Annotated in this window: 17 protein-coding genes and 1 pseudogene; 4 read left to right on the forward strand and 14 right to left on the reverse strand. The window is 67.4% G+C overall.

Translation table 11 applies throughout. From position 1 onward, the window contains the following. Position 1: 1 nt before the first annotated feature. A complete protein-coding gene (locus NVV90_RS01235; protein ID WP_258439384.1) occupies positions 2-421 on the reverse strand; it encodes a YciI family protein in 420 nt (139 codons plus the stop codon). 204 nt (positions 422-625) lie between these two features. On the opposite strand from NVV90_RS01235, the gene NVV90_RS01240 reads away from it, so the two are divergent. Then, positions 626-1,393, forward strand: a complete 768-nt coding sequence (locus tag NVV90_RS01240) for an SDR family oxidoreductase (protein ID WP_258439385.1) — start codon at positions 626-628, stop codon at positions 1,391-1,393. Here NVV90_RS01240 and NVV90_RS01245 read toward each other — a convergent pair. The 8 genes and pseudogenes from NVV90_RS01245 to NVV90_RS01280 form a co-directional block, all read right to left on the reverse strand. Further along, the gene (locus tag NVV90_RS01245) at positions 1,359-2,426 is read right to left on the reverse strand and encodes an FUSC family protein (RefSeq protein ID WP_258439386.1); all 1,068 of its coding nucleotides are present in this window, start codon (positions 2,424-2,426) and stop codon (positions 1,359-1,361) included. The two genes, NVV90_RS01240 and NVV90_RS01245, sit on opposite strands and share 35 nt — an antisense overlap. An 88-nt stretch (positions 2,427-2,514) precedes the next feature. Continuing rightward, positions 2,515-3,825 (reverse strand): annotated as a pseudogene (gene glgC / locus NVV90_RS01250) (glucose-1-phosphate adenylyltransferase); the annotation flags it as partial. Between the two features lie 116 nt (positions 3,826-3,941). Further along, positions 3,942-6,551: an alpha-glucan family phosphorylase gene (glgP, locus tag NVV90_RS01255; protein ID WP_258439387.1), complete on the reverse strand. Its 2,610-nt coding sequence runs from the start codon at positions 6,549-6,551 to the stop codon at positions 3,942-3,944. After that, complete coding sequence (locus NVV90_RS01260; RefSeq protein ID WP_258439388.1) at positions 6,548-6,682, reverse strand: hypothetical protein; 135 nt, start codon at positions 6,680-6,682, stop codon at positions 6,548-6,550. Before NVV90_RS01260 ends, glgP begins: the two co-directional genes overlap by 4 nt. Positions 6,683-7,320: 638 nt before the next feature. Further along, the gene (locus tag NVV90_RS01265; protein WP_258439389.1) at positions 7,321-8,310 is read right to left on the reverse strand and encodes a LacI family DNA-binding transcriptional regulator; all 990 of its coding nucleotides are present in this window, start codon (positions 8,308-8,310) and stop codon (positions 7,321-7,323) included. A 165-nt stretch (positions 8,311-8,475) separates the two neighbouring features. Then, the gene (locus NVV90_RS01270) at positions 8,476-9,324 is read right to left on the reverse strand and encodes a transglutaminase family protein (RefSeq protein WP_258439390.1); all 849 of its coding nucleotides are present in this window, start codon (positions 9,322-9,324) and stop codon (positions 8,476-8,478) included. Next, on the reverse strand, positions 9,321-10,247 hold the full coding sequence (locus NVV90_RS01275) for an alpha-E domain-containing protein (protein ID WP_258439391.1): 927 nt from the start codon (positions 10,245-10,247) through the stop codon (positions 9,321-9,323). The genes NVV90_RS01270 and NVV90_RS01275 overlap by 4 nt, the downstream gene beginning before the upstream one ends. A 53-nt stretch (positions 10,248-10,300) precedes the next feature. Continuing rightward, on the reverse strand, positions 10,301-11,848 hold the full coding sequence (locus tag NVV90_RS01280) for a circularly permuted type 2 ATP-grasp protein (RefSeq protein WP_258439392.1): 1,548 nt from the start codon (positions 11,846-11,848) through the stop codon (positions 10,301-10,303). 396 nt (positions 11,849-12,244) lie between these two features. Between NVV90_RS01280 and NVV90_RS01285 the strand changes: the two genes are divergently transcribed. Further along, a complete protein-coding gene (locus NVV90_RS01285) occupies positions 12,245-12,700 on the forward strand; it encodes an SRPBCC family protein (RefSeq protein WP_258439393.1) in 456 nt (151 codons plus the stop codon). 73 nt (positions 12,701-12,773) lie between these two features. On the opposite strand, the gene NVV90_RS01290 is transcribed toward NVV90_RS01285, so the two are convergent. Beyond that, a complete protein-coding gene (locus NVV90_RS01290) occupies positions 12,774-13,418 on the reverse strand; it encodes a TetR/AcrR family transcriptional regulator (RefSeq protein ID WP_258439394.1) in 645 nt (214 codons plus the stop codon). A 113-nt stretch (positions 13,419-13,531) separates the two neighbouring features. On the opposite strand from NVV90_RS01290, the gene NVV90_RS01295 reads away from it, so the two are divergent. After that, complete coding sequence (locus NVV90_RS01295) at positions 13,532-14,434, forward strand: alpha/beta fold hydrolase (protein ID WP_258439395.1); 903 nt, start codon at positions 13,532-13,534, stop codon at positions 14,432-14,434. On the opposite strand, the gene NVV90_RS01300 is transcribed toward NVV90_RS01295, so the two are convergent. From NVV90_RS01300 to NVV90_RS01310, 3 genes are all read right to left on the reverse strand, one after another. Continuing rightward, a complete protein-coding gene (locus tag NVV90_RS01300; protein ID WP_258439396.1) occupies positions 14,404-14,823 on the reverse strand; it encodes a VOC family protein in 420 nt (139 codons plus the stop codon). The genes NVV90_RS01295 and NVV90_RS01300 overlap by 31 nt on opposite strands. Positions 14,824-14,886: 63 nt before the next feature. Beyond that, entirely contained in the window at positions 14,887-16,239 is a 1,353-nt protein-coding gene (locus NVV90_RS01305; protein WP_258439397.1) for a sensor histidine kinase KdpD, read from the reverse strand. Next, positions 16,236-16,940, reverse strand: coding sequence for a response regulator transcription factor (locus tag NVV90_RS01310; RefSeq protein WP_258439398.1), 705 nt, complete (start codon positions 16,938-16,940; stop codon positions 16,236-16,238). Before NVV90_RS01310 ends, NVV90_RS01305 begins: the two co-directional genes overlap by 4 nt. 165 nt (positions 16,941-17,105) lie before the next feature. Here NVV90_RS01310 and NVV90_RS01315 point away from each other — a divergent pair, with 165 nt between their 5' ends. Beyond that, positions 17,106-17,621: a hypothetical protein gene (locus NVV90_RS01315; protein ID WP_258439399.1), complete on the forward strand. Its 516-nt coding sequence runs from the start codon at positions 17,106-17,108 to the stop codon at positions 17,619-17,621. Here the strand turns inward: NVV90_RS01315 and NVV90_RS01320 are convergent. After that, entirely contained in the window at positions 17,552-19,252 is a 1,701-nt protein-coding gene (locus NVV90_RS01320) for an MFS transporter (protein WP_258439400.1), read from the reverse strand. The two genes, NVV90_RS01315 and NVV90_RS01320, sit on opposite strands and share 70 nt — an antisense overlap. Between the last annotated feature and the right edge of the window lie 116 nt (positions 19,253-19,368).

The following is a 19,368-nucleotide window of genomic DNA, read 5'->3' on the forward strand; positions in this document are numbered from 1 at the left end:
CTCAGAGCTGCCCGGTCTGCTCGCGCCAGGCGCGTTCCTTCTGGATCCATTCGTTGTCCTGCGGGAACTCGTCGATGCTGGTCACGCGCCGGATCTCGGTCTTGGTGCCCGCCGTCATGGGAGCCCGCTTGGCCCACTCCACGGCTTCCTGGATCGAGGCCACATCCAGGATGTAGTAGCCGCCGAACAGTTCCTTGGTTTCGCCGTAGGGGCCATCGGTGACCACGGGTGTTTCGCCGGTGAAGTCGACCACCACCCCGTCCTTAGCGTCGTCGAGGCCTTCGGCCGCCAACAGAACCCCGGCGCGGATGAGCTCGTCGTTGAACTTGCCCATCGCTTCAAGGATTTCGTTGAAATCGATGTTCTCGAACTTCGCGAACGCCTCGTCGTCTGCCCGCATAATCAACATGTACTTGGCCATCACGTACTCCTTGGTTTGTGGAAGGTCGCCCTTCGACCTTCTCATCCACAGGTCGAACGGCGCGCGAGCGGATCGATACAAACCCGGGACTTTTTCCTGAACTTTTTCCAGCGGGTGTCACGATGGCACTTCGCGGCAGTTGCGGCGCCCAACATTGCCGCGAACTGCCACGCCGGCGGCGACCAACACGGCTAGTCTGGGCGCATGAACACACCCACCACGGCCCTCGTCACAGGGGCAACAGCAGGGCTCGGGGCCGAGTTCTCCCGCCAACTCGCGCAGGAAGGCCACACCATGGTCCTGGTGGCCCGCGACGCCGCCCGGCTCCAGCAGATGGCAGATGAACTGGAGCGTGACTACAGCGTCAAAACGGAGGTGCTGCCCGCAGACCTGACCGACGACGCCGGCGTGGCTGCCGTCGTCGGGCGCCTCACGGACCCCGAGCGGCCGGTTGAAATTCTGGTGAACAATGCGGGGATCGGGCTGCTGGACTCCTTCGAAAACAATCCTGTGGAGGACGAGAGGATGCACCTGCGCCTGCATGTGCAGACCCCCATGGAACTCTGCCATGCAGCCCTGCCGGGGATGCTGCAGCGCCACTCGGGCCGGATCATCAACGTGGCCAGCGTGGCGGCCTTCGCCAACCGCGGCACGTACTCGGCCGCGAAGGCCTGGCAGGTCAACTTCAGCCGCTGGGCCAACCTGGCGTACGGGCCGAGCGGGGTGCACGTCACCGCACTTTGCCCCGGGTTCACGCACACGGAGTTCCACGACCGCATGGGCATGGACAAGTCGGTGGCTCCGCGCTGGATGTGGCTGCGCGCGGACCGGGTGGTCCGCGATGGCCTGGCCGAGAATGCCCGCGGGAAGGGCGTCTCGATCCCCACCAAGCGCTACAAGCTGGTGGCCGCCGTCTCGCGCGTGCTGCCGGCGCGGTTTACTTCGGGGCCGCCGCGGCGAGCGAAGCAGTAGCCTTCCGCGGCGCGCGGACGGCCACCACCACGGCGATGCCGATCACGGCGCCCACGAATGTTTCCACCGCGCGTTCGGTGACCAGCAGGCCCGGGTCCGCGGCAGCGGCCAACTGCGTCATCAGCAGGATCACCGGGGTGAAAAACACCATGGCCCAGCCGTAGTGCCGCGCCATGAACAGCTCGGTGGGGAACTGGAACGCGATCACCAGCAGTGCCAGCACGGCAGCCGTGTGGCCGGGGAAGTACTGCAGCGGGGACAGCGGCCCCGGGAAAAGCACGACGGCGACCAACGCCAGGCCGATGAACGTCCCCACGATCCGGTGGATCCCCCGGTGGACGCGGCTGGGCAGGTCCGCGCCGGCGAGCGGCACGGCAGCCGCGGCCATGGCCCAGTGCGGGTGGCCGCTGCCGCTCAGGACCCCCAAGGCGCCGGCGGCACCGACGGCCAGGACATAGCGGGCGGCGTGGACCAGCGCGGCCTGCCGGAGTTCACCGCTGAGACGCGGCACGTCACGGACGGCGCCGGACTGCCAGGCCCGGACCCGCATCCAGCCGGCGAAGCCCACCAAGATCGAGAACGCGGCCGACGCCGCGCCGATCAGCACGGCCGTCAGCAACGGCACGCTGGTGGGGACCGAGGCGCAGGCGCCCAGGGCCAGGATGCCGAAGAACGGCCCGTTCGGTTTGAGCCGCACCTTGTCGGAAAAGAGGGAGCCGGCACCCGCCAGCAGGGCCTCCACCAACACCAGCCACCAGGAGTGGAGATGGTTGACGGAGAGGAACACGCCCACCGTGATGCCGCTGACCAGGACGAGTGCCGCCTGGGCCTGGTGCCTGAGGCGCAGCTGGTGGGATTCCGAGCGGCCGTACATACCCGTCAGGGCGCCGAACACGGCATACATGGTCAGCTCGGGGCGGCCGATGGCCAGCAGGACAAGGGAAGGCACAGCCACGCTCAGGGCAACGCGTACGGCCGAGAGACGATCGTGGTTAGCCGGGCCCAGCGCATGCAGGGAGCGGGCATGGGTCATGACACTGCGCACAGCCAACACCACCTATCCGTCCAAACCCTCCTTCGAAATTATCAGAAGCCCGGAATGGCCACCATTAGCCGGGTCACATCGTTTCAGGGCCAGTGCGCGCCGCCCGGACCAGTTCCTCGTCGCGTGCGTCCGGGGAGGGGACATGCTGGTCCTTGCCAAGTATGGTGATGCCGGAATCGGTGACTTTGTAGCCGCGTCGGCGGTCGTGGTCCGGGTCCAGGCCGATGGTTGCGCCGGCCGGGACGTTGATGTTCTTGTCCAGGATCGCGCGCCTGATCACCGCTCCTTCGCCGATGATCACGTTGTCCATGAGCACCGAGTCCGTGACGTGTGCGCCGCTGGAGATGAACACGTCATCGGAGAGTATTGAGTTCTCGACGGTTCCGCCGGAGACCACCACACCGCTGGCGACGATGGAGTCAAGCGCGGTTCCGGCGGCGTTGCCCTTGCCGCGGACCATTTTTGCCGGGGGCGAGATGCTTTGCCGGGTGTAGATGGGCCAGTCGGAGTTGTACAGGTTGAACACGGGCATGGGCGAGATCAGGTCGAGGTGGGCATCAAAGTAGGAGTCGATGGTGCCCACATCGCGCCAGTAGTTGCGGTCCCGGTCCGTGGCGCCGGGGACGTCATTGGTGGAAAAGTCGTAGACAAAGGCTTCGCCCCGGCTCACGAAATACGGGACGATGTCCCCGCCCATGTCGTGTTGGGTGTCCTGGCGCAGGGAGTCGTGTTCCAGTGCGGCCACCAGGGCGTCGGCATCGAAGACGTAGTTTCCCATGGAGGCCAGGAACTGGGTGGGGTCAGCGGCAAGTCCGGGTGTTGAGTCCGGTTTTTCGATGAAGGCGGAAATCTTGTGGGCCGCGCCTGCAGCACGTTCGGGAGGTTCGACTTCGATCACACCGAATTGGCTGGCCATGGACAACGGCTGGCGTACCGCCGCAACGGTGGCCTTCGCCCCGGAATCGATGTGACTGCGCACCATCTGCTCAAAATCCATGCGGTAGACGTGATCCGCACCGACCACCACCACAATGTCCGGCCGGGCATCGTGGATGAGGTTAAGGGACTGGTAGATCGCGTTGGCACTGCCCAGAAACCAGCTCTTGCTCACGCGCTGCTGGGCCGGCACCGAGGCGATGTAGTTGCCCAGTTGCGTGGACATCCGCCACGTTTCCGAGATGTGACGGTCCAGGCTGTGTGACTTGTACTGGGTCAAAACGACCACCTGCAAGTAGCCCGAGTTGATGAGATTGGACAAGGCAAAATCAATCAACCGGTAGCCGCCGGCAAAAGGGACCGCAGGTTTGGCACGATCCGCCGTGAGCGGCATGAGCCGTTTGCCTTCACCGCCGGCGAGAACAATCGCCAGCACCTTCTTTACAGCCATGGTGACTACCTCGCATTTGATGTTGGTGTTGAGCAGGCCAGGGCTGCGCGTGCGGCCTTGGCGGATGGTTGCATGTCACCCCCGCGGCTTGAGTGCCTGCGGGGGTGACAGCGTCTTTAGGCGTTGACGATCAGGCCGAGTTCGGCCTTGGATGCCAGGGCCGGGTGCTTGGGGAAGACCCGGACGGTGTAGCCGAAGGAGCCGGAGCGGTTGATGACCACGGAGCCGCTGAAGAGGTGGCGGCCGTTGCCGAGGTTTTCCAGGGCGCCGAGCTCGGCGACGGTGACGTCGTCGAGTTCGTCGGATTCCTCGGCGCGGCCGTAGGCGACCTCCACGGAGACGTCGTCCGGGGTGAGGCCGTGCAGGGCCACGTAGGCGTTGACGTGCAGGGTGTCGCCGATCTGGGGTTCCTCGGAGACGCCCACGGAGTCGACGTGTTCCACCACGATCTGCGGCCAGGCGGCGCGGACCTTGGAGGTCCAGGCGGCGAGTCCCTTGGCTTCCTTGAAGGAGGCCGTTCCCGCCTGCCTGCCCGCAACGGCGGCCGGGCGGTACAGGGTGTTCACGTAGTCCTGCAGCATGCGTTCGGCGGAGACGGCCGGGCCCAGGTGCGCGAGGGTGTGCTTGATCATGGAGACCCAGTGCGTCGGCACGCCCGCTGCCGGTGCCTGCGAGGGGCCGGCCGCGCCGGCGCCGTCGGAGACCGTGAGGCCGTAGAAGCGCGGGGCGACCTGGGTTTCGAGGAGTTCGTAGAGGGCGGCGGCCTCGATGTTGTCCCGTTCCTCGGGGGAGGCGCCGTTGTTGGCGGTCGGGATCGCCCAGCCGTTTTCGCCGTCGTACATTTCGTCCCACCAGCCGTCCAGCACGGAGAGGTTGAGGGAGCCGTTGATGGCGGCCTTCATGCCGGAGGTCCCGCAGGCCTCCAGCGGCCGGAGGGGGTTGTTCAGCCACACGTCGCAGCCGGGGAAGAGGGTCCGTGCCATGGCGATGTCGTAGTTGGGCAGGAACACGATCCGGTGCCGGACGGCGGGGTCGTCGGTGAAGCGGACCAGGTCCTGGATCATTTTCTTGCCGGCGTCGTCGGCCGGGTGGGACTTGCCGGCGATGACGAGCTGGATGGGGTGCTTGGGGTCCAGGAGCAGGGCCTTGAGGCGTTTGGGGTCCCGCAGCATCAGGGTGAGGCGCTTGTAGGTGGGCACGCGGCGGGCGAAGCCGATGGTGAGCACGTCCGGGTCCAGGACGGTGTCGGTCCAGCCCAGTTCGGCGTCGGCGGCGCCGCGTTTCTTCCACGCGGCCCGCAGGCGGCGGCGCACGTCCTCCACCAGGGCAGCCCGGAGCTGCCGGCGCAGGCCCCAGAGCTCCGTATCATCCACGTCGTAGATCTTGTCCCAACCGGTGGCGTCCACATCGCTGGTACCAAAGTACTTTGCCGCCAGCTCGCTCATCTTCGGGTCCACCCAGGTGGGCACGTGCACGCCGTTGGTCACGGAGGTGATGGGGATTTCGGAGTGGTCGAATCCGGGCCACAGGCCGGCGAACATTTCCCGGGAGACCACGCCGTGGAGTTTGGCCACGCCGTTGGCGCGCTGGGCGAGGCGGAGCCCCATGACGGCCATGTTGAACACGGCGGGGTTGCCGCCGTCGTAGTTCTCGCGTCCCAGGTCCAGGATCTTCTCGGCGGGCACGGCCGGTGCCAGGCCGGCGTCGAAGAAGTGCCTGATCTGCACGGTCTCGAAGCGGTCGATGCCGGCCGGGACCGGGGTGTGGGTGGTGAACACCGTGGAGGCGCGGCCGGCGGCCAGGGCCTCGTCCCAGGTGAGCGGTTCGCTGGGATCGGACATGGCTTCCTGGATGCGTTCGATGCCCAGGAAGCCCGCGTGGCCTTCGTTGGTGTGGAAGACCTCGGGGGCGGGGGTGCCGGTGAGCTGCTGGTAGACGCGCAGCGCCTTGACCCCGCCCATGCCCAGCAGCAGTTCCTGCTGCAGGCGGTGGTCCCCGCCGCCGCCGTAGAGGCGGTCGGTGATGCCGCGGGCGGCGTCGTCGTTGGCCGGCACGTTGGAGTCGAGCAGCAGCAGCGGCACACGCCCGACGTCGGCACGCCAGATGTGCGCGCGCAGGGTCCGGCCGTTGGGCAGCGGGAGCGTGATCAGGACCGGGGTCCCGTCTTCCCCGCGCAGCAGCGTCAGGGGCAGGCCGTCCGGGTCCAGGACCGGGTACGTCTCCTGCTGCCAGGCGTCGCGGGAGAGCGACTGCTTGAAGTAGCCGGCCTGGTACAGCAGCCCGACGCCGATCAGCGGCACGCCCAGGTCAGAGGCCGCCTTGAGGTGGTCGCCGGCCAGGATGCCGAGGCCGCCGGAGTACTGGGGCAGGACCTCGGTGATGCCGAACTCGGGCGAGAAGTACGCGATGCAGGCCGGGGCGTCCTCGCCCAGGCCCTGGTACCAGCGCGGCTCGCTGAGGTACCGGTCCAGCTCGGCCGCGGCAGACTGGATGCGTTCCACCACTGCGCCGTCGGCGGCCAGTTCCTGCAGCTTCTCCCGGCTGACCAGACCAAGGAAGGCCATCGGGTCATGCCTGCTCTGTTCCCATGCCACGGGGTCCAACGCGGCAAACAATTCGCGTGTCGGCAGATGCCAGGACCAGCGCAGGTTCTTTGCGAGCCGTGCCAGGGGCCGGATCGACTCGGGGAGGACGGTACGGACTGTAAACCTTCGAATCGCCTTCACTTGATGTCTCCTGCGTCCACGCTGTTCAGCGGTGAGCTTGTCCCGGCAACGCCGCTGGATAGCGGTTCTTCCCAGCCTGCCGGCGCGATCCTGTGCTGTCGGCGCATGGCCGGTGCGGTCATGGTTTCCATGCTGTGTACCTCCGGGAGGTTGTCGTGTTCATTGATGGGACGTGGGAGCAGCCGTTGGGCAGGGGGCGGCACGTGTGTCTGCCGCAGGACCGCCGGATGCCGGTAAGGGGGTGTGCCGGGATGGTGCCCGGCCAGGCCGGGCGGAGTTCTAGCCGCAGCCGGGTGTTGTTCGTTGCCGGGAGGTCTCAGCCGCCGGACGAAGTTGCCGGGGGCTCGCTGCCCATGACCGGCCCCGGGCCGATGCTGCCCCGGGATTTGCGAAGGCGGGCAGTCGCAGCATGTCGATGCTGGAAGGTTGGCGTCGATCCCGGATTCCGGGAGGGCGTCCTGTCGCCTGCCGGCGCGGCCCTGCCGGTCACGGTCGCAGTCTGCTGGGGCAATGCCCCTGATGGGAAACGAATGATTCCAAACACGTCTTGCTTCCTTAGCCTCTGGCAAAAGCGGATCGGAGACCGTCCACCGCGGTTGTACCAGGAGGAAGTTCATCGCTGCATCGTCGACGCGCCTTGTCGACGCGGTTCGATACCTGTGACAGTAGAGCCCGGCAGGTGACTGTGTCAAATATCACATTCCATGGGTGGAGTGTGTCCGGGAAGGCCTGCGCAGCGGCCGCCGCCCGCCGTGGCCGGTGAGGGGATCTACGGCTGGTTTGTACGAGCCGCCGCGGTACTGCTGCGCACTGCCAGCACGGGTTCGGCCAGCGCCTGCAGGACCGCGGCATCCTCACCCCTGAGCCGCCTGGACAGGAAATGCGCTGCCTGGCGTCCCATTGCCCGAGGATCGGCGGAGACCGTCGTCAGGGCAGGCATGGTGCGCTCTGCCGCGCCTTCGCTCGTGTTGATGGCCACGACGGAAAGGTCCCGCGGGACAAGCCAGCCGTGATTGCTCGCCGCCCCCAGTAGACCGATCGTGGCGGCCTCATTGATCGCGACGAGCCCCGTTGTTTGCGGAGCCGTCGCCAGGATCTGCTCGAAAACCTCGCGCCCGCCAGCGAGCGTGCTGACTGCCGGAAACAAACGCACGCCGATGCGATGCCGGGACGCCGACGCCGCAACAGCATCCCAGGACCGGACCATGGGGCCGTACCCGGCCTCCAGAGACTCCTGTGAATGCGTCACGAGGCCGATTTCCGTGTGGCCCAAGGCTGCCAGATGCGCCACGGCAAGCTCTCCCATGGCCTCGAAGTCTGCGTCCACAAATGTAAGACCCTCGGCATTCTTTGGCCGTCCGATCATCGTGAACGGAACACCCGTCTGCACCAAGGCGGGAATCCGCTTGTCGACTGACCTGATTTCCATCAGGATGACGCCGTCCACAAGGCCCTGGGCTACCACCCGCTGGACCTCATCGACGTCCTCGGCATCGATCGGCCACAGCAGAAGATGGTACCCATCGGCACGCGCCTGCTCTGCTGCGCCCTGCACATACTCAAACTCCGTAGTGTTCATGCCCTGTTCGCCCACCGGGAATATCAACGAGACGATGCCGGTCCGCTTTCCGGCCAGGCCTTGCGCCAGGAGATTCGGGGTGTAGCCCAGGTCTGCCATGGCGCGCAGGATGCGCTCTCGCGTCGCCGGGGAGATGGGCCGGGCCCCGCTGAGGGCATAGGACACGGTGCTCCTGGACACGCCAGCGATCCGTGCAACATCGGCCATAGTCGCCAAGAATTGATCCCCTCACAGTCGGTGGCCCATCAGCGCCTACGTCAAACCCAGCCCACTGTTGCACATAGTCAACCACTGCGCGAGCCGCCGTCCCTGGACGGACAGCGTGTGCAGATGGTTTCCGGGTCGCTACGCCAGCCGGGTGATGGCAACCGTGACGGTGGGCGCCGCACCTCCGCCGCCGGAGAGGATGCCGCGCAAGGGCGAGACGTCGCGGTAGTCCCGGCCGATGGCCACGGTGACGTGGAGATCGCTGGCCGGCTTGTGGTTGGTGGGGTCCCAGCTGCGCCATTGCCCGTCCCACCACTCCAGCCAGGCGTGGGACTGGCCGGCCACGGTCTCACCGAGCGGGGTCTGGGGCCGCGGGTGGATGTAGCCGGAAACGTAGCGGGCCGGGATGCCGATGCTGCGCAGGGCGCCGATGCCAAGGTGCGCGAGGTCCTGGCAGACGCCCTTGCGCTGACGCCAGGCCTGCTCGGCGTTGGTGGTGACGCCCGTGACGCCCTTCACATAGTCCATTTCCCCGCGCATCCACGCCATGACGGCCGGGGCGGCCTCTGCGGGGGCCAGCCCCTCGGTGGCCTGCACGACGGCGGCACGCACCTCGCCGCCGATGTCCGTCAGCCGTGTGGCAGCGAGCCATTCACTGTGGGCGTCGGTGACCGTGCCCGAGCGCATCACGTCCCAGTCAACGGCGGCGGCCTCCGGCGCGAGCCGGGCCCGGTCCACTTCAACGGTGGTGGTGGCTGTGACCTTCATGTTCTCGTGCCGGTTCTGCAGGTCGAAGGTGGTCACCCGGGAGCCCCAGTAGTCGCTATAGTTTCCGACGGCGGCCGACGACGGCGACACCTTCACGGAGCTCTCCAGCACCATCTGCCCGTCGTCGCTCAGCGGCGTGAGCCGGGCTTCGTTGTAGGACCGTGCCACGGCGGCCTTGTAGCTGTAACTGGTGGTGTGCACGATGCTCAGCCGGGTCATGAGACCTCCCCTATCCATTCGAGTTGCTTGGCCTGGTTGAAGTACTTACAGGAGATGGCTTCCGAGGCCTGGGCCACTGCTTTCTGGACCCGGTCCATGTGTTCCGGGAGTTCATCGAGCAGGTTGTCGGTGCGGTGGAATTCCAGGAAGGTCCGGGCCTGGCCCACGATGCGCCGTGCGTCGTCGATGAAGCCGACCCGTTGGGAGGACGGGTCCAGCTTGGCCAGGCATTCCTCGGCGTCGCGCAGGGCATAGACGATCGAGCGCGGGAACAAACGGTCCAGCAGCAGGAATTCGGCGGCGTTCTGGTCCCCCGAAGACCCGCCCCTGTTGCGCAGGAAAGATTCGTAGGCGCCCGCGCAGCGGAGCATGTGCACCCATGAGATGCCGCCGCTGAGTAGGTCGCGGGTGGACAGCATGCGCGCTGTCATGTCCGCGCGTTCCAGGGAACGGCCCAGGACCAGGAAGAGCCAGCTTTCGTCGTGGCTGACCGTGGAGTCGGCGAGGCCGGTGACCATCGCCGAACGCTCAAGGACCCAGTGGCAGAAACCATAGGTGCCCACCATGTCCCTGCGGTGCTTGTTGATGCCGTAGTACGTGGTGTTCAGGCCCTCCCACAGGGACGATGACACAGTCTCCCGCGCGCGCCGGGCATTTTCGCGGGCTGCCGAAAGGGAACCGGCAATGGAGGCCGGGCTGCGTCTGTCGTAGGCGAGTGTCTTCAACAGCATGTCCCGGCTGACCGGAGCATCGCCCGCGGGGGCACCCATCAGGGCGAGAAGGTCACGGGAAATCCGCTCCTGCTGGAGCTCCGGCAGGTTGTTGAGGCGTTCGAGGTGGACGTCCAGGATCCGGGCGGTGCCGTCCGCGCGTTCGACGTAGCGTCCGATCCAGAAAAGTGATTCAGCGATCCGGCTAAGCATGGTCTTCTACCTTCGGTGGGACGGGGCGGAGGATGGCGGGGGCGGGGCGGGGGTCACTGTTCGGCCCCATCCTGCCAGCTGCTTTCAACAGGCCAGACAGAGATCGGCTCCCGGGGGGTGACGGACTCCCGGGGTGGGACATGGACCGGGATCTGCGGTGTCCCGCCCAGGACCCAGGTGTCCTTGGAGCCGCCGCCCTGGGAGGAGTTCACGATCAGCGAGCCCTCCTTCAGGGCCACCCGGGTCAGTCCGCCGGGCAGCACCCAGACGTCCTCGCCGTCGTTGACCGCGAACGGCCGCAGGTCCACGTGCCGCGGGCCGAAACGGTCCCCGGACAGCGTGGGCACCGTGGACAGCTGCAGCACCGGCTGCGCGATCCAGCCGCGCGGATCGGCGAGCACCCGCTTGCGCAGGGCCTCGAGCTCCTCCCTGGACGCGTCCGGGCCGATCACCAGGCCCTTGCCGCCGGAGCCGTCCACGGGCTTGACCACGAGCTCGTCCAGGCGGTCCAGCACGTGCTCCCGGGCGTCCTTTTCCTCGAGCCGGTACGTGTCCACGTTGGCGATCACCGGCTCCTCGTGCAGGTAGTACCGGATCAGGTCCGGCACATAGGAATAGACGAGCTTGTCATCGGCCACCCCGTTGCCCACCGCGTTGGCGATGGTGACCCCGCCGGCCCGGGCGGCGTTGACCAGCCCCGGGCAGCCCAGCATCGAATCGGAACGGAACTGCAGCGGATCCAGGAAATCGTCGTCGATGCGCTTGTAGATCACATCCACGCGCTGCTCCCCCGCCGTGGTGCGCATGTAGACGCGGTTCCCGCGGCAGATCAGGTCCCTCCCCTCCACCAGCTCCACGCCCATGAGCCCGGCCAGCAGGGTGTGCTCGAAATACGCGCTGTTGAACACCCCCGGGGTCAGGACCACCACCGTGGGGTCATCGACCCCGGACGGCGCGGTCTTGCGCAGCGCGGACAGCAGCCGGCGCGGGTACTCCTCCACGGGCCGGATGTGCTGCTGGCCGAAGGCCTCCGGCAGGCCCTTGGCCATCGCCTGGCGGTTCTCCAGCACGTAGCTGACCCCGGAAGGGACCCGGACGTTGTCCTCCAGGACCCGGAACGTGCCGGCCGCGTCACGGACCACGTCGATGCCGGACACATGCACCCGGACCCCGCCGGCCGGCTCGAAGCCGTGCACGGCACGGTGGAAGTGGGCGCTGGTGGTCACCAGCTGCCGGGGAATCACCCCGTCCGAGACCACCGACATGCGCCCGTACACATCGTTCAGGAACGCCTCGAGCGCCTGCACCCGCTGGGCCACGCCGCGCTCCAGGACATCCCACTCATCGGCCGGGATCACCCGCGGCACGATGTCCAGCGGGAACGGCCGCTCCTCCCCCGCATAGTCGAAGGTCACGCCACGGTCCAGGAACGTCCGCGCCATCGAATCAGCACGGGCGGTGACATCCGCCAGGGTGAGGCTCCCGAGTGCTCCGGCGACGTCCGAATAGGAACGACGGGCCAACATGTTCGCCCCAAACATCTCGTCATACGCGCCACTGCGTCCGAGGCTTGTTCCATAGTCTTCAAACAGGTCTGACATTCCCCTCACCTTTCAAACGAGTGGAATGAGTACATCCCACGCGTATTGCGAACGTGTTTCGCTTCACGAAACATATTTTGATTGACGACAAAGACGGTTCAGCACTGCACGCAAGCTGGCAAGGAATCCCTTGCCAGGAATCTTCCCCGCGCCCAATGAAAGTTCCCGGACGGGAGTTCCTCTTCCTTCCGGTGAATATGCCGCGAGGTCATGGTGCTGTCCGACAGGAGGACAAGCAGCCGCCGGACAGCGCCAGCTCAAGGATCAGAGGCCGCCACGGGCCGGAAACCACACCTTTGTAACTTAACGCCAACGAAATGAACAGGAAATTCGCCTATTGTTCAACGCCGTCCTGGGGCGGGCCCCGAGGCGGCGGCTGTCTGGCAGGATCGAGGGATGCCCGTGTCCTTCGTCTGCCGCACACATTCGCCGCTGGAACCCCAACAACTGTTCGACCTGTCCCGGAGCGTCGACGCGCATGTGGGGTCGATGGCACGGTCCAAGGAGCGGGCCATCGCCGGGGTGGTGACCGGCCTCCTGGAAGAAGGCGAGCAGGTGACCTGGCAGGCCTGGCATTTCGGCGTGCCGTTCCGCATGACCAGCCGGATCACGCAGATGGACGCGCCGGCGTCGTTCACGGACGAGCAGCTCAGCGGGCCGTTCCGCTACTTCCGGCACACCCACGAATTCCTGCCCGACGGCGGCGGCACCCTCATGATCGACCGCGTCGCCTTCGCCGCGCCTTTCGGTCCCTTGGGGCGCCTGGCGGAAAGACTGTTCCTGGGCAGGTACCTGCAGCGGCTTATCGAACAGCGGAATACGTTTCTGTGCAATCCGGTGACGGGGCCATGATCCGGGAGGCGCAGACCACCCGGCCCGTCTGATTGCTGCTCACGATCCGGCAATCCGAGGTGCGGCCCAGTCCTCAGCCCAGCCCGGCCTCCGCCAAGGCTGCGGGCCCGGCTCCGAGGCCCAGAAGCCGGGCCGCAATGGCCGTGCGCGCCCGATCGTAGGGGACGCGGGAGTCGTGCAGCAGGGAGCGGGTATTTGATTCGTTGAATATGGCGTTGATCTCGAAGGCCAATTGCTCGGCATCCGTGAGCCCCGGGAGTTCGCCCTGCTCCATGGCGTAGCCAATGGATGCGGCGAGGTAGCCGTCCCACACTGCGAGAGTGCGGAGGAGGCCGTCACGCACCGGCCCGGGCTTCGAGTCGTATTCCACCGATGCTGCCAGGAAGAAGCACCCTCCCTCGAACACGCGCTCCGCGGAGTAGCCGAGCCAGAGGCGTACCAGGGCGCAGACCCTGCGGAGGCCGCGCGGGTAGGCCCGGGCGGGTTCGATCACGGCTTCAGTAAAAACGGCGCTGGCGGCCTCGATGGTGGCCAGCTGCAGCTGCTCCTTCGAGCCGAACAGGGCAGCAACGCCGCTCTTGCTCGCCGAAACGTCGCTGGCCAGGCGGCCGATGGTCAGGCCCTCGAGGCCGTCCATGGAAGCGATATCGATGGCGCGGGCCAGCACCGTGCGGCGGGATTCGTCGCCCCTGGCTTTTCTTCCATCCATCTGTTGCATGCTCCCAGTTTAGTAGTACGATCGTTCGTATATAAATAAGAACGATCGTACGTATTGTTTGATTCCCGCATTCGTCCGACGCCGATTGAAGCACCGCTCGCAAGGAGCCCGCAATGTCCACGACTCTCAAGGCCACCCGTGGCGTACTGGCGGCCGCAGGGCGCCTGTCCCCGAGGCTCGCCGCTGAACTCGCCTTCCCGCTCTTCATGCGCGTCGGTCGCCGCGTCCGGGTGCGTGAAGAGGACCTCTTCACGCACGATTCCGCCAGGCGCCGTGACATCACCGTGGATGGGAAACGCGTTGCCGTGTATGAGTGGGGCCGCGGCAACAAGACGGTGTTGCTGGTGCATGGCTGGCAGGGCCGTGCCTCCCAATTCGCAGCACTGGTGCGGGAACTGCGGGCCGAGGGCCTCGCGGTGGTGGCCTTCGATGCCCCTGCCAACGGCGACTCCGAGGGACGCGGCACCTACATCCTCGACTACATAGAGGCCATCCGGCAGCTGCAGCCCGAGGAAGGCTTCCATGCGATCGTGGCCCACTCCTTCGGAGTCCTGGCCGCACTCTCGGCCGTCAATGAGGGCGTCAAGGCGCACCGCATGGTGGGCATTGCCGGCGTCGCCGATGCCGGCTACCTCGTTGACAGCTTCGCCGCCCAGCTTGCACTCCGTCCCGGCACCACCACTGCGCTGCGGCAGGTCTTTCAGCGCCGTGTGTTCCCTGACGGTCCGGATATCTTCGAGCGCTTCTCCGGCGTGGGCCATCCTTTGCCGGCCGGGCTCCCGTTGCTCCTGGTCCACGATGAGGCGGACGCGGTGGTGTCCCCGGGCCAGTCACAGCGCCTGGCCGCCGCGCACCCGGGGCGTTCCCAGTTGCTGGCTGCGACAGCACTGGGCCACACCCGCATCCTGGCTGCCGACTTGACCCTGGAGGCCGTCACCCGCTTTGTCGTCGAAGACGAACCGGAGCCCAGGCCTCTGGTAGCCGCTCAGTCCCCGGCCACCAGCTCCACCTCGTAGCCGTCCGTGTTCACCAGGTACGCCGCGTAGTGGTCCTGGCCGCCGGCGTGCGGGTACTTGCCCTCGAACATCACGAACCAGCCGAAGTCCGCGCCGAGCCCCTGGATCCGGTCCACGTTCTCCCGGCTGCCGGCATGGAAGGCGAGATGGTTGACGCCCGCCTCGGTGCGCCGGTGGGTGCTCCCCGTCAGGGCCCGCGACTGTTCCACCACAATGTAGGTGACCCCGGCCTTCCAGCTGCAGCCATGCTCCCATTTCTGGAATGGTCGGTACCCGAGCTCCGCGAGCAGCCAGCCCCATTCGGCATCGGCACGCTCAAAGTGCGGAACCCAGATCTCGACGTGGTGCAGGGAGCCCAGGTGCAGGGAGTCCAGCGGATTCTCGTCCATCCGCCGAGTCTACGTCCGGCGCCAGTACTGCGGAACGGGATGCCCGCAGTGCTGGCGCCAAACTCAAATACCAGGCAGCTCCACCACGAAGGCGGCACCGCCCTCGGGCGCCGTGTGCACGCTGATGCGTCCGCCCAGCCGCTCCACCAGCCGCGCCGCGATGGAAAGCCCCAGCCCGCTGCCCACGGGGCGCTCGCCGCGGTATCTGGCAAAGAGCGCACCGCGTTCAAACGCGACGGCGGCATCCGCCCCGGTGAGTCCGGGACCGCCGTCGCGCACCTGCACTGTCAGCCCGCCGGCGCTGCCCGTCAGGTACGCGGCGAGCACCACCGGCGAGCCCTCCGGCGTCACGCGCAGGGCGTTTTCCAGCAGGCCGTCCACCACCTGGCGCAGGCGCTGGCCGTCGCTGCGGAGCGGCAAAGGGCCGGCCGGGAGCTTCAGGCTGCCCACGATTCCGTTCTGTGCACAGACCGCCTGCCAGGCCTGCCAGCTCTCTCGCAGCAGCGGGGCCGCGTCGATCGGCTGGAGTTCCACACGGAAGTCGTCCGCCTCGAGCCGTGCGAGCTCCAGGAGATCCCGGACGAACCGGTCCAGGCGGTTGGTTTCGGCCACCAGCGTCTGCCCGACGCCGGCCACCTCGGGACCGCTGACCACGCCATCGGCCAGCGCCTCTGCGTAGCCGCGCACCGCGGTCAGGGGGGTGCGGATCTCGTGGGACACGGAGAGCAGGAATTCGCGCTGCCGGCCTTCGCTGGTCCGCAGTGCCGCGTCAAGCGCTGCCAGCGCCTGCGACACCTCCACCACTTCGGCGGGGCCGCCGGGGGACACGGCCACGGAGCGTTCGCCGGCGGCAAGACGGTGCGCCGACTGCGCCGTGCGCACCAAAGGCCGGCTCAGCCATTGCGCCACGAGCCCGCCGGCCACGATCGAGAACAGCAGGCACACGGCCAGGGCGATCAGCATCCGGCGCAGCAGCGGCGCGGCGGCTTCGCGGATCTCGGCCACGGGCTGCACCAGGACCACCCCGCCGCCGCCGGCCATGGGGCGGGCCTCCAGGACCACGAGGTTTTGCGGGCCGTCCACGGTCTTCGAGACAGGCCGCCCGGCCAGCACGTCCGCCACGCTCTTGTCATCCACCAGTCTGGCGCCGGCACCCGTGACGCGGCCGTCGGCCCGGACCAGCGCGAGCCGTGCGCCGTGCACCAGCAGGTCCGAGCGGATGTCCTGCACGTTGCCGAGCAGCGGCTGGCCGCTGAGGGCATCGGCCTCGGCGGCCAGGTATTTCCGTGCCTCATCGACGGCGGAGGAGTTCACCAGCTGCGCTGCCAGCAGCCCCGCCAGCACCACGGCGACGGTGGCGACGGCGGCAATCACCGCCGTGATCCGCCCGGCGAGCGAGCCGAACCAGCGCTTCACGGCCCGCCACCGTGTCCGCCACCGGGCGGCACCACCGAGTACCCCACTCCGCGGCTCGTGGCGATGGGGGAGTGGGCACCAAGCTTGGCCCGCAGCTGCGCGATGTGCACGTCCACGGTCCTGCCTGCGGCGTAGCTGGCCTGCCCCCATACGGCGGAGAGCAGCTGCTCCCGGGAGAACACGCGCCCGGGCTGGGCCATGAGGTAGGCGAGGAGATCGAACTCGGTGGCGGTGAGGTTCAGCGCGGAAGCACCGGCACGGGCGGTGCGGTTCAGCGGGTCCAGTTCAAGCCAGCCGAGCACCAGCGGCTTGGGTACCGGAGGCCCCGAGGTCCGGCGCAGCACGGCCTTGACGCGGGCCACGAGTTCGGCCGGCGAGAACGGCTTGGTGAGGTAGTCGTCGGCCCCAAGCTCGAGGCCGAGCACCCGGTCCACTTCCTCATCGCGGGCGGTCACGAACAACACCGGAGTCCAGTCCTCGGCGTGCCGCAGCTGCCTGCACAGCTCGATCCCGTCCATGCCCGGCAGCCCGACGTCGAGAATCACGGCCACCGGCTTGAGCCGCCGGATCTGGGCCAGCGCGGAAACCCCGTCCCGTTCCACGTGCACGCCGAAGCCGGCCCGGCTCAGGTACAGGCGCTCGATATCGGCGATTGCCTGTTCGTCCTCGGCAATCAGCACCAACCCGCGTCCGTCCTCCATGCGTCCATTCAACATCACGGACAGGCAGGCCGGAGTGGTTTCCGGCAGCGTCCAGGGAGGCTTTACATTCCCCGAACATTCGCCGAACAGCCAGTTCACGGTGCCGCACCACAGTGGGAGAAGGAACCCGGCGGAAGCGCCGCCGGCATCGAAAGGACAGGGACCATGGACAGCACAGCAGGCATCAGCACCCCCGCGGGAGGCGGCAAGCGTACGGCCGCGCGGACCGCCGTCGTCGGCGTCCTGGCGGCGGGACTCCTGCTCGGCGGGGGATCCGTTGCGGCAAACGCGGCGGTACCGGCAGGCCCGACGGCGGCCCTCACAGTACCGCTGGACTCCACGGGATTCTCCGGGCCGGACCGGGACGGGCGGTTCTTCGGGCGGCCGGGCGCGGGGCTGGCACTGCGGTTCTTCGTGAACGGCGACAGCAGCAACCCCGACTACGGACAGCGCGCCGCGAAGGTGGCGGGGTTCATCCTGGACCTGCGGCCGAAACTGGCTGACAGGCTGCCCGCCGCCTTGAAAGCGGACTTGACGGCCCTACGGGATGCCGCCGACGGCGGGCAGCTTGCCGCGGCCGCCAAGATCAAGGAGAGCGCCTTGAGCGGTGGCTACGGCGAGAAGATCCAGAAGGCGGCGCAGCGGATGCAGGAGCGGAAATCCGCGCGCAGGCCGGACTGACGCGGATTCCCCACGCCCGCGGCCGAACCGGCCCCGGCCGAGGCCAGTTCGCGCGTCGGACGGTTGTCAATCGGCACGTCGTCGAACGGCTGCTCGTCGAACGGCAGTTCATCCAGGTCGATGAACGGATTGCTGTCCTGCGTGGCTACCAGTTCGCGGGCCTCGGCGGCGGTGTCCACGCTCGGCATGGAGCCGGGCAGGGGCCGCTGGGCCGATTCGCGCAGGAAGTAGATGGCCACCGCGCCCACGGCGGACGTCGCCATGAGGTAGTACGCGGGCATCATGTCGTTGCCGGTGCCGTCGATCAGGCCCTGCACGATGAACGGTGTGGTGCCGCCGAAGATCGCCATCGAGAAGTTGTAGGCGATGCCCATGCCGCTGTAGCGGCTCGACGTAGGGAACAGGGCCGGCAGCGCGGAGGCCAGGTTGGCCACGTAGAAGGTCACCGGGAAGGCGATGAGCGAGAGGCCGGCCATTGTGGACCACACTTCTCCGATGCCGATCAGCAGGAACGCCGGGATGGACAGCACTACGGTGCTCACCGCGCCGATCCACAGCACGGGGCGGCGGCCGATCCGGTCGGACAGCTTGCCGGTCAGCGGGATGCACACGGCCATGACCAGCAGGACCGGGATGGTCAGCAGGGTTCCATGGACGGGGTCGTAGCCCTTGGAATCGGTCAGATACGTGGGCATGTACGAGGTCAGGGCGTAGCCCACCGTGTTCGCGGCGGCGGCCAGGACCATGGCGAGCAGGATCTGGCGCCAGTAGGCCTTGATGATGCCGATGGGGCCCTTGGCCACGTTGGCGTCCTGCGCGGCGGCGCTCTTGGCAATGGCCTCCTGGGCGTCCAGGGTTGCCTGGAATTGCGGCGACTCCTCGATCCTGCTCCGGAAGTAGACGGCGATGAGGCCCAGCGGTCCGGCGAGCAGGAACGGCAGGCGCCAGCCCCACTCCTCCATGGCGGCCTGGCCGAGCGTCAGCTGCAGGGCCGAGACCAGGGCGGCACCGAGGGCGAAGCCGATGTACGAACCCATGTCCAGGAAGCTGGCGAAGAAACCGCGGCGCTTGTCCGGGGCGTATTCGCTCACGAAGGTGGTGGCACCGGCGTATTCGCCGCCTGTGGAGAAGCCCTGGACGAGCTTCAGGAGGACCAGCAGGGCAGCGGCCCAGACGCCGATCTGCGCGTAGCCGGGCAGGAGCCCGACGGCGAAGGTGCTTGCCGCCATGAGCATGAGTGTTGCGGCGAGCACCTTCTGGCGGCCCACCTTGTCGCCGAGCCAGCCGAACACCACGCCGCCGAGCGGCCGGGCCACGAAGGTGGCGGCGAATGTTCCGAGGAGGAACAGGGTCTGCACGGACTTGTCGGCCTCGGGCAGGAAGATGGGACCCATCGTGGTGATGAGGTAGCCGAACACGCCCACGTCGTACCATTCCATGGTGTTTCCGACGATGGTGCCGCCGAGGGCTTTCTTCAGCATCGGCTGGTTCACGACGTTCACGTCGGAGACCGTCAAACGGCGGCGTGCGAGTAGTTTGGTTTTCTTGGCACCGGTGGGTGCCGGCATCCGGGTTCCGGTGGCGTTCCTTGCGCCTGCCGGGGAGACGGTGTTGCTTGGGTCTATGGGCATTTGGGCTGCTCCTTGGGGAGGTCATTTGCTTGCGACGTTCTGCTGCCCCGCTCTGGGCAGGTTTTCAATTTTACGCGCTTTGGCGCCAAAACGAGAGTCGAGCCCCCGCATTTGGA

The organism is Arthrobacter sp. CJ23, assembly GCF_024741795.1.
Lineage (GTDB): Bacteria > Actinomycetota > Actinomycetes > Actinomycetales > Micrococcaceae > Arthrobacter.